Here is a 10,235-nt window from a genome sequence, read left to right as displayed (position 1 = left end):
AGTTTTACCGTGGTCAACGTGGCCGATAGTACCAACGTTAACGTGCGGTTTTGAACGTTCAAATTTTTCTTTAGACACGACTCTATTCCTTATGGAGTTCCCTCTTCACGATAAAGAAGGAACTTAAATTAAAGTAGTTAACCGATAAAAATCGATTATTTAGCGTTACGAGCTTCGATTACAGCTTGTGCAACGTTGTTTGGTGCTTCATTGTACTTCAGGAACTCCATAGAGTATGAAGCACGACCTTGTGTCTGAGAACGCAGGTCAGTAGCATAACCGAACATTTCTGACAATGGTACTTGTGCACGAACGACTTTACCAGTAGGCAGGTCATCCATACCTTCAATCATACCACGACGACGGTTCAGGTCACCAATAACATCACCCATGTAGTCTTCTGGTGTTTCCACTTCAACTTTCATGATTGGCTCAAGCAGAACTGGTTTAGCTTTTTTGAAGCCATCTTTAAACGCGATTGAAGCCGCAAGTTTAAACGCCAATTCAGAGGAGTCAACATCATGGTAAGAACCGAAATGTAAACGAACACCCATGTTAACAACCGGGTAACCAGCTAATGGACCAGATTTCAGCTGTTCTTGGATACCTTTGTCAACCGCAGGGATGTATTCAGTAGGAATTACACCACCTTTGATGTCGTTGGCAAATTCGTAATCCATTGGAACACCGTCTTTATCGCTTTTGTCCAGAGGGAACATATCGATAACAACATGACCGTACTGACCACGACCACCAGACTGTTTCGCGTGTTTACCTTCGATATCAGTCACTTTCATAGTGATTGCTTCACGGTAAGCAACTTGAGGTTTACCAACGTTCGCTTCAACTTTAAATTCACGACGCATACGGTCAACCAGAACGTCTAAGTGCAGCTCACCCATACCAGCGATGATAGTCTGATTAGTCTCTTCATCACTTGATACGCGGAAAGATGGGTCTTCTTGAGCCAAACGGCCTAATGCGATACCCATTTTTTCTTGGTCAGCTTTAGTTTTCGGTTCGATTGCAACAGAGATTACTGGCTCTGGGAATTCCATACGCTCCAGGATGATTGGTGCATCAACTGCACATAAAGTATCACCTGTAGTTACGTCTTTCAGACCGATAGCAGCCGCGATGTCACCAGCGCGAACTTCTTTAATCTCTTCACGTTTGTTAGCGTGCATCTGTACGATACGGCCAAAACGCTCTTTCTTCGCTTTAACTGCGTTCAGTACTGTGTCACCTGAGTTAACAACACCAGAGTAAACACGGAAGAACGTCAAGTTACCAACGAATGGGTCGGTTGCAATTTTAAATGCTAATGATGAGAATGGCTCATCATCACTTGCGTGACGCTCTGCAGGAGTGTCTTTACCATCGTCCAGAATACCATTAATTGCAGGTACATCTGTTGGCGCAGGTAAGTAATCAACAACTGCATCCAGCATCGCCTGAACACCTTTGTTCTTAAATGCAGAACCACAGGTAACCAGGATAATTTCGCTTGCAAGAACACGTTGACGTAATGCAGCTTTAATTTCTGCTTCAGTCAGTTCTTCACCGCCCAGATATTTTTCCATCAGTTCTTCTGATGCTTCTGCTGCGGTTTCGATCAGGTTGTTGTGCCACTCTTCAGCAGCTTCTTGCATGTTCGCAGGGATATCTTCGTATTCGAAGGTAACGCCCTGGTCTTCATCACTCCACTTGATTGCTTTCATTTTCAGCAAGTCAACAACACCAGTGAACGACTCTTCTGCGCCGACTGGTAATTGCAGTGGAACTGCGTTAGCAGCTAAACGTGATTTTAATTGCTCAACAACACGTAAGAAGTTCGCACCCATACGGTCCATTTTGTTAACGAACGCGATACGTGGAACTTTATATTTGTTAGCCTGACGCCATACAGTTTCAGACTGTGGCTGAACACCACCAACTGCACAGTAAACCATTACTGCGCCATCAAGAACACGCATAGAACGTTCTACTTCGATAGTGAAGTCAACGTGTCCCGGGGTGTCGATGATGTTGATACGGTGTGGCTCATACTGTTTTGCCATACCAGACCAGAATGCAGTAGTCGCAGCAGATGTGATAGTAATACCACGCTCTTGCTCCTGCTCCATCCAGTCCATTGTTGCAGAACCTTCGTGAGTTTCACCAATTTTATGGTTTACACCAGTATAGAACAGAATACGTTCAGAAGTTGTGGTTTTACCGGCGTCGATGTGTGCACTGATACCGATATTACGATAACGTGCTATGGGCGTTTGACGGGCCATTTTTTCCTCTCTCGTGGGCGTTCAATGCTTCATATAAAGGGTAGCAAATGGCTACCCTGAGATACATCACTAATGTGGGTAAGAACTTACCAACGGTAGTGTGCGAACGCCTTGTTAGCTTCTGCCATACGGTGAACGTCTTCACGTTTCTTAACAGCGGAACCTTTGTTCTCAGCAGCGTCTGATAATTCATTTGCCAGGCGAAGCGCCATAGATTTATCACCGCGTTTACGAGCAGCATCAACGATCCAACGCATTGCCAGGGCATTACGACGAACCGGGCGAACTTCAACTGGAACTTGGTAAGTTGAACCACCAACACGGCGGGATTTAACTTCCACAGTCGGACGCACGTTATCTAGTGCTAATTCGAATGCATCAAGTTCAGTTTTACCAGAACGCTGAGCAAGGGTTTCAAGTGCGTTATATACGATTGCTTCAGCAGTAGATTTTTTCCCGTCTACCATCAGGATATTTACAAATTTGGCCAGTAATTCTGATCCGAACTTAGGATCTGGAAGAATTTTACGTTGACCTATTACGCGACGACGTGGCATGGATATGACTCCGTTGTTAATTCAGGTTTGTCCAAAACTCTACGAGAGTATTTTGACATTAAGATTAAAATGTTTGGCCTTACTTAACGGAAATCCATTAAGCCTTAGGTTTTTTCGCGCCGTATTTAGAACGAGCTTGCTTACGGTCTTTAACACCAGAACAGTCCAGTGCGCCGCGAACGGTGTGATAACGCACACCTGGTAAGTCTTTAACACGACCACCACGGATAAGGATAACGGAGTGCTCCTGCAAGTTGTGGCCTTCACCACCGATGTAGGAAGAAACTTCGAAACCGTTAGTTAAACGAACACGGCATACTTTACGTAATGCTGAGTTTGGTTTCTTAGGAGTGGTAGTATATACACGAGTACATACGCCACGTTTTTGCGGGCAAGCTTCCAGTGCTGGAACGTTGCTTTTAACAACTTTCGAGCTACGAGATTTGCGTACCAGCTGATTAATAGTTGCCATTATTAAAAAAGCTCCTGGTTTTATTGCTTCGTAAACACGGATTTTGACCCCGTTCGCCAACATGACGATACACGAGGACGCGAAATTTTATTGCTGACTGGCTCAGGTGTCAAGAAATATACAACTTTTAGTGCCTTTATATGGCAAAATGTTGTTTTTGGACTTCTGTTAGCTTCACAAAACCTTGATATGTGATTACAGAAACTGCGGTTGATAGGGTATTTTGCAACCCACGAGCATTGATGTCTACATCCAAAGCGTACAACTGCGCCCCTGTTTTTTGTAGTGCAACAAGATAAGGCGACTGTGCGACTGCCGCAACCACGCCATCTTGCATCAGTAAAACGACATCTTCAGCCGTAATAAAGCCTACCATTGTAGAAAAATCACATTTAAACGGAGATGTTGCTAATGTATACAGCATAGAAAAGATCCTACTATAGATCAAAAAACAACCCAAGCTCAAAATTCACACAATGGATTAAAAATTAAGCACCACATCACATTCCGCTATTTTAGCGCTTACCTCTTTCTTGCTAAGAATTGTTGGTGTTAAAACCCATTCACAATGCTCTCCCAGCCCCCGTTCTTGTAGCGAAGAGCCGCAGAGATAAACTTTTTCAATGTCATATAACGGCAATATTTTAAATGTTACGATGTAATCTCGAGCAAGCACTTCAGCGGGATGTTGGTTTGCTAGAAGCTGATAAACGCCATCAGAGAGAAAAAACACCTGAATGTCTTCTGTCAGTGCTGAAGTTGCTAATAATGCATCTAACCCTTCTCGGCCACTGGCATTTCCATGGGGCATGGTTGTAAAGACAAAAGCTATTTTTTTCACACGGTACCTTGTATTGAGCTGTTCTTAGAATTGAATTGTTCGGTCTGTGGTTATCATCGCTTCCGCAAGGCTTCCTAACCCACTCATGATAAAGCCCTCAGCAAGGTTAGCCGTTGGAAGTGATAAACTTTGCGCTTGTTCTTGGTCAACAACCCCCCGACGCAACGCGGCAGAAACACAGATATGCATTTCGCACCCAGATTGTTTTGCCAGTTCCTGCCAAGCTGAAACTAAATTGAATTCATCTGTTGCTGGTGACGTAAGCTGGTTCGCATTAAAAACACCCTCACGATAAAAAAAGAGTGTTTTCAATATATGCCCTTCTTGAAGAAGGGCTTTTGCAAATTGATACGCACTCGCTGCTTGTTGTGTACCATAAGCAGGACCTGTCACAACTAAGCAGTAGGTTAACGAATTTGTATTACTCATTCACCGCTCTTGAATTGACGAATGTATAAATAAACGGTGTGTTTAGAAATGTTCAAACGGTCAGCAACTTGGTTAATGGCATCTTTAATATCAAAAATGCCTTTTTCATATAGGTTAAGAACCACTTGCTTGTTTTTCGCATTATTTGAGACATTACGATCACCGCCAACTTCTTCAATTGTGTACTCCAATGTTTGTGCGACAAGGTCATCAACTGAAGAGGCAAAGTTTACATCTGAAGTAACTTCTTGCTTAGTTTCTGGAACAAACGATTGAATAATTTCAGAGAACGGCACATCTAAGTTCATATTGATACATAACAAGCCAATCACACGTTGCTTACGGTTACGAATAGCAATAGTAACGGATTTCATTAAATCACCGCTTTTCGCTTTCGTAAAATAAGCCTTCGAGACATTCGATTCTTCGTCTGCCATATCATGCAGCATTCTCAACGCTAGGTCTGTAATCGGTGAGCCGATTTTACGCCCAGTGTGCTGGCCATTTGCGATTCTGACTGCAGAGCAGTTTAGGTCTTCTAAAGAGTGAAGAACAATTTCACAGTGCCCACCGATTAGCATTGCCAGACCATCCACAGCAGCTTCATACGATTTTAAAATCTCATGGTCTGTCTCAGAAAAAGGTTGGTTATCCAATATGTTAATATCGCTGAGGTCGTGTGATTGTATAGAATCAGACATTTCAACATCATCCTTCTAATGTAAAAACTCATCCTGTTGACTAAAAAGGCGTTCATTATTCGACTATTTGGCCTTCATTACTTTGTTTGTAGCCAACAATTGTGATGATAAAAAATAAAATAGAGTCTTCTGAAGTTAAAACTCCACGGCGTTGCCGTCAAGCGAATGAATGCAAGACAGTCTGTTTTATCACAAGTTTTAAACAATTTGAGAGTTTTTTTGATGAGAAATATAAAAAAGCCCAAGGCATGAATGCATTGGGCATCAAAATACACTTAGCTAATGCTTAGTGAGGACTTATTTAGCAGCAGGCTTGATGTCTAATAACTCAACATCAAAGACTAATGTTGAATTTGCTGGGATACCCGGCACACCATTTTCGCCGTAAGCTAATTCAGCTGGGATAACCAACTGCATTTTGCCGCCTTTTTTCAGGTTAACTAAACCTTCAGCCCAGCCTTTAATCACTGAATTTAATGGAATTGTCAGTGGCTCATTACGTGAATATGAGCTGTCGAATTCAGTACCGTCAATCAAAGAACCTTTGTAGTGAACCACAACGGTTTCATCTGCTTTAGGTTTCGCCCCTGTACCGTCTTTTTCAATTTTGTACAGTAAGCCTGATTTAGTTTTAACAACGCCTTTTTCTTTCGCGTATTTTTCGCGGTACTCAGCGCCTTTTTTCTCATTATTGGCTGATTCTTCTTTCATTTTTTTGTCGGCAGCTTCTTTGACTTGACCTTCAAACTGACGCAATGTTTCTTCAACTTCTGCATCGGTCATTTTGCTTTTGCCGTTAAATGCATCTTGGACACCAGCGAGTAATTGAGCCTTATCCAAATTAATACCAATTGTTTTTTGTTCTTCTAAAGAATTCTGCATGTAGCGGCCTAAAGACGCACCCAGTGCATACGCATTACGCTCTTCTGCGTTTTTGAATGCGCTGCTTTGTGCTTTGGCTTCCGCTGCCATCACTTGCGGAGCAGCAAAAGTAAATGCTAGCGTAGTTGCTAAAAGGCTTGCCTTAAACAGTGATTTCATCCTAGTCTCCGATAACTTTTATTCGATTATATTCGAATAGCGAACTATTCGTTTTATGGGTAGGGCTCTTTAAGTTTAGACCCCGTTACCCCATTGAGTATTAAAAAAATATAATAACTACTGAGACCACATTAACAAAAAGTCGTTTCGTCGCCTATATCTTTAACTAAAACTTATCTATTGATTTGTAATGTTCAGTTATTATGATGGTTTAATTACGATATAAACGCTTAAGGAGAGTCGAATATGGACTCATCTGATACATTTGAACAACGCTTAGAACTTTTAGAAAGTAAAGTTGCCTTTCAAGAACTGGCGATTGAACAACTAAACCAGGTTATTACTGACCAACAAATGCAAATGAGCCGTCTGCAGGAACATTTACGCATTGTAGCTGAAAGGCTGAAATCATCCCAAGATTCTCACTTAGCAAGGCCTGAAGAAGAAACGCCGCCACCACATTATTAATTTAAAGTGCGAACCTATTGATTTTAAATTAAAAAAAGGAAGCTTTCGCTTCCTTTTTTTTACAAACACTAATACGAAGTATTAGTGGCAGCCGCAGCCGCCTTGTTTGTGACCGTGTCCGTGACCTTCACCGCCACCGCAGCAACCGCCTTCTGAACCGTGGTTATGACCGCCACCGCCACAGCAACCACCTTCATGGTCGTGGTCATGGTCGTGACCACCTGCACCATGGACGTGGCCATGTGCGATTTCTTCTTCTGTTGCTTCACGGATAGCCATGATTTCAACATTAAATTTCAGGTTTTGACCTGCTAACATGTGGTTACCGTCAACGATAACTTCATCACCTTCGATACCTGTAATTTCAACAGGAACTGGGCCCATGTCAGTGTCAGCTAAGAAACGCATGCCGACTTCTAGCTCATCAACGCCCATAAATACATCTTTAGGAACACGTTGAACTAAGTTGTCATCGTATTGACCATATGCATCGTCTGAAGCGACTTCAACATCGAAGTTTTCGCCGACAGAGCGACCTTCTAATGCTTTTTCTAAACCTGAAATTAAAGACCCACGACCATGCAAATAGTCCATTGGCGCGCTTGCTGGCGACTCATCAACTAAAACACCGTCTTCTGTTCTTACTTGATAAGCCAAGCTGACCACCAAGTCTTTTGCTACTTTCATGACATCTCCTACTACCCGTAAGGGAAAAATTTTTGCCAATTGTACCGAAAAACTATAGTGATGTATTGAGAATTGACAAATTTCTATTATTCAGGTGTAAAAATTCCAATAACCTGCTCTTTTTGCCTAACATGTCCCGTTGCTTCATCCCCTGCTTGGCGTTGCTGATCGCCACAATTGACACACTCGACAACATCAATTTTATCTTCACGCCACATCATTAATGTGTCTTGTGACTTACACTTAGGGCACGTCGCCCCGGCAATAAAGCGTTTACGTGTTGAAGCCATTTCTAACCCTTATTGTTCATTATTCCAGCTATGAGGCTGCCGATGTTCTCTTTGCATTTCTTTCTCAAAGAGTTCATTCAGTTCACGACGAGCCTCTTTAATGCGTGAAATTTGCCCGCTGTCACTATTTTCATTCTCTGGGTAAATATCTCTAAGCATTTTCATGTCTAAACGGCGGAAATGCTGCTTCGCGCGATAAGCTTTATGAGGATGCATCCCTGTACTAACAAGCGCTTTGCTTCCTAATTCAAGTGCGCTCGAGAATGTTTCACGGCTAAAATCAGTCACTCCACTTTGTAATAGCTCATGGGCCTCAAGGCGACCTTTAGCACGTGCAATAATATGCAAGTTAGGGAAGTTTTCTTGGCAAATTTGCACAATTTCCATCACTTCTTCAGGCACATCACTGGTGATGACGATAGATTTTGCTTTATCGGCTCCTGCTGAGCGTAATAATTGCAGTTCACGTGCATCACCGTAATAGACCGTATAGCCGTAGCGACGCATGGTACTAATCGCCGTAACATCTTGTTCTAGTACTGTAATTTTAACCTTATTCGCCATTAATAAGCGGCCAACCACCTGCCCCATGCGACCAAAACCGACCAAAATAACATGTGGGTCATTGTCTTCTACAAATGGTTTTTCGCTCGAGGCTGGTTGTTGATTATAACGGTAGTTTAAATAGGCATCTATCAACTGCATCACAAGTGGAGTAGTCATCATCGAAAGTGTGACAACTACCAGTAATAAGTCCATCTGCCGTTCATTTATCACACTTGCACCAAAAGCAGTTGCATAGATCACAAAAGCAAATTCACCACCTTGGCTAAGCACCCCGGAAAATTGAGCTCTTGCTCCATTTCGAAGCCTAGCGGCTAAACTCAGTCCGTAAAGCACTAACGCTTTAACTGCGACTAATACTGCAACAGCAATCAATACTTGTGGTAAATAGGCCCACAACACATCTAAATTCAATGACATACCTACTGAGATAAAAAATAGCCCCAGTAGCAGACCTTTAAACGGTTCGATATTAATTTCCAGCTCATGGCGGAACTCTGTTTCCGCTAACATGACCCCTGCCATAAAGGTTCCCAGAGCCATAGAAAAGCCAAGGCTTTCCATAATGAGTGCGGAACCTAATACCACCAACAATGCTGCAGCCGTAAAAATTTCATGAACGCCAGATTTAGCGGCAAGCCTGAACATCGGCCGTAATAAATAGCGGCCAACTACCCATAAACCTGCGAACGCCACTATCTTCAAGCCAATTTTTTGCCAATCACTGGTTGCTGAGTCCCCGGCTAGCAATGGGATCAGCGCCATAATCGGGATAACTGCCATATCTTGGAATAACAAAACAGAAAAACCGAGTTGCCCGCTTTCTTTGTTGGACATCCCTTTTTCGTTCATCAACTGAAGTGCCATTGCCGTTGATGACATCGCCATTCCTAATCCACCAACAATGGCGGCTTGCCAAGAAAATTTGGCTAAAAACAACAATGACGCCATGATAGCCGCAGTGACAACCACTTGAAGCGTACCTACACCGAAAATCGAGCGCCTAAGCTCCCATAATTTAGAAGGTTTTAGCTCTAACCCGATGAGAAACATCAGGAACACCACTCCCATTTCGGAGAAGTGCAAAATATCATCAACATTACGAATAAAGCCAAAAACAAATGGCCCAATCATGATCCCGGCAAGCAAATACCCCAGTACAGCACCTAAGCGGATTTTTTGTGCAATAGGTACCATGACTACCCCTGCGCAGAGGAAGATGATAACGGATTCAAATAGCCCTAGTTCTGACATTAGGATAACCCTCCCGCACCTAGCGGCTGTTGCATCCATTGGCGGTAGTCATCGATAATCTGTTCAAATCGTTCTTTAGGCTGCCGACGTGCTGCATAAATAATGGTTGGTTCTAGCCACTGCATATCACACATTAATGCGGTCAATTCAAATGGGCGAAGTATTTCTGTAAGTGGATAATGGTTATATCCATCATGTTGGTAAGCGTGAACAGGCTCGCCTGTGGTAATCACCGAACGCCAGTATTTGCCTTTTAATTTTTGGTACCCTACATCGGTCGCAAAACGGCGGGTTAACACGCGATCAAACCACTCTTTCAACAACGCGGGGCAACTATATGTATAGAGAGGATGTTGAAAAATAATGATATCGTGCTGGCACAGTAATTTTTGTTCTGCGGTTACATCAATAAAATAATCTGGATAAATTGCGTACAAATCGTGTACAGTCACATGGTCAAAATCACGCACTGCCTCCAATAACGCCTTATTAGCCATCGATTCGTCGGGGTCCGGGTGAGCGTAGACCACCAGCACTTTCGGTGTATTTGACATCTTTCCCTCCTCAAAGGCGTGTCAGACGGAACATTTTCCGTTACCATGCAGCCTGCTATACTCGTCGTACTTCACGTTGCTGTGTTGTTGACTAC

At 42.9% G+C, this 10,235-nt stretch carries 13 protein-coding genes and 1 pseudogene; 1 reads left to right on the top strand and 13 read right to left on the bottom strand.

The genetic code is table 11. From position 1 onward, the window contains the following. The 9 genes and pseudogenes from SJ312_RS12860 to fkpA all read right to left on the bottom strand — a co-directional run. Positions 1–78 (bottom strand): annotated as a pseudogene (locus SJ312_RS12860) (elongation factor Tu); the annotation flags it as partial. A gap of 77 nt (positions 79–155) precedes the next feature. Continuing rightward, positions 156–2,282 carry an elongation factor G gene (fusA, locus tag SJ312_RS12855; protein ID WP_165879081.1) on the bottom strand — a complete coding sequence of 709 codons (2,127 nt, stop codon included), beginning with the start codon at positions 2,280–2,282 and terminating at the stop codon, positions 156–158. Positions 2,283–2,368: 86 nt separating this feature from the next. Further along, on the bottom strand, positions 2,369–2,839 hold the full coding sequence (rpsG, locus tag SJ312_RS12850) for a 30S ribosomal protein S7 (RefSeq protein ID WP_004262486.1): 471 nt from the start codon (positions 2,837–2,839) through the stop codon (positions 2,369–2,371). Positions 2,840–2,936: 97 nt separating this feature from the next. Further along, positions 2,937–3,311: a 30S ribosomal protein S12 gene (gene rpsL / locus SJ312_RS12845; protein ID WP_004265905.1), complete on the bottom strand. Its 375-nt coding sequence runs from the start codon at positions 3,309–3,311 to the stop codon at positions 2,937–2,939. A 136-nt stretch (positions 3,312–3,447) separates the two neighbouring features. Beyond that, the gene (gene tusB, locus SJ312_RS12840; RefSeq protein WP_036958589.1) at positions 3,448–3,735 is read right to left on the bottom strand and encodes a sulfurtransferase complex subunit TusB; all 288 of its coding nucleotides are present in this window, start codon (positions 3,733–3,735) and stop codon (positions 3,448–3,450) included. 57 nt (positions 3,736–3,792) lie between these two features. Next, positions 3,793–4,152, bottom strand: coding sequence for a sulfurtransferase complex subunit TusC (tusC, locus tag SJ312_RS12835; protein ID WP_004262499.1), 360 nt, complete (start codon positions 4,150–4,152; stop codon positions 3,793–3,795). A gap of 24 nt (positions 4,153–4,176) precedes the next feature. Next, positions 4,177–4,581 (bottom strand): sulfurtransferase complex subunit TusD, encoded by a 405-nt coding sequence (gene tusD, locus SJ312_RS12830; RefSeq protein WP_110592658.1) that lies wholly within the window; start codon positions 4,579–4,581, stop codon positions 4,177–4,179. Continuing rightward, positions 4,578–5,282 carry a transcriptional regulator gene (locus tag SJ312_RS12825; protein WP_004262503.1) on the bottom strand — a complete coding sequence of 235 codons (705 nt, stop codon included), beginning with the start codon at positions 5,280–5,282 and terminating at the stop codon, positions 4,578–4,580. Before SJ312_RS12825 ends, tusD begins: the two co-directional genes overlap by 4 nt. A gap of 297 nt (positions 5,283–5,579) precedes the next feature. Beyond that, positions 5,580–6,323, bottom strand: a complete 744-nt coding sequence (fkpA, locus tag SJ312_RS12820) for an FKBP-type peptidyl-prolyl cis-trans isomerase (protein WP_319867889.1) — start codon at positions 6,321–6,323, stop codon at positions 5,580–5,582. A 246-nt stretch (positions 6,324–6,569) separates the two neighbouring features. On the opposite strand from fkpA, the gene SJ312_RS12815 reads away from it, so the two are divergent. Further along, the gene (locus SJ312_RS12815) at positions 6,570–6,791 is read left to right on the top strand and encodes a SlyX family protein (protein WP_004262507.1); all 222 of its coding nucleotides are present in this window, start codon (positions 6,570–6,572) and stop codon (positions 6,789–6,791) included. A gap of 81 nt (positions 6,792–6,872) precedes the next feature. Here SJ312_RS12815 and slyD read toward each other — a convergent pair whose 3' ends face one another. From slyD to kefG, 4 genes are all read right to left on the bottom strand, one after another. Next, positions 6,873–7,478, bottom strand: coding sequence for a peptidylprolyl isomerase (slyD, locus tag SJ312_RS12810; RefSeq protein WP_181488835.1), 606 nt, complete (start codon positions 7,476–7,478; stop codon positions 6,873–6,875). 86 nt (positions 7,479–7,564) lie between these two features. Beyond that, positions 7,565–7,768 (bottom strand): YheV family putative zinc ribbon protein, encoded by a 204-nt coding sequence (locus tag SJ312_RS12805; RefSeq protein WP_004262510.1) that lies wholly within the window; start codon positions 7,766–7,768, stop codon positions 7,565–7,567. 9 nt (positions 7,769–7,777) lie between these two features. Beyond that, the gene (kefB, locus tag SJ312_RS12800; protein WP_004262513.1) at positions 7,778–9,586 is read right to left on the bottom strand and encodes a glutathione-regulated potassium-efflux system protein KefB; all 1,809 of its coding nucleotides are present in this window, start codon (positions 9,584–9,586) and stop codon (positions 7,778–7,780) included. Next, entirely contained in the window at positions 9,586–10,140 is a 555-nt protein-coding gene (gene kefG / locus SJ312_RS12795) for a glutathione-regulated potassium-efflux system ancillary protein KefG (protein ID WP_164564364.1), read from the bottom strand. The genes kefB and kefG overlap by 1 nt, the downstream gene beginning before the upstream one ends. Positions 10,141–10,235: the final 95 nt, after the last annotated feature.

The sequence above is a fragment of the Providencia sp. CIM-Carb-044 genome (assembly GCF_033901115.1).
GTDB lineage: Bacteria > Pseudomonadota > Gammaproteobacteria > Enterobacterales > Enterobacteriaceae > Providencia > Providencia hangzhouensis.
Note: the sequence above shows the minus strand (reverse complement) of the source record. Positions and strands in the feature narration are given on the sequence as shown.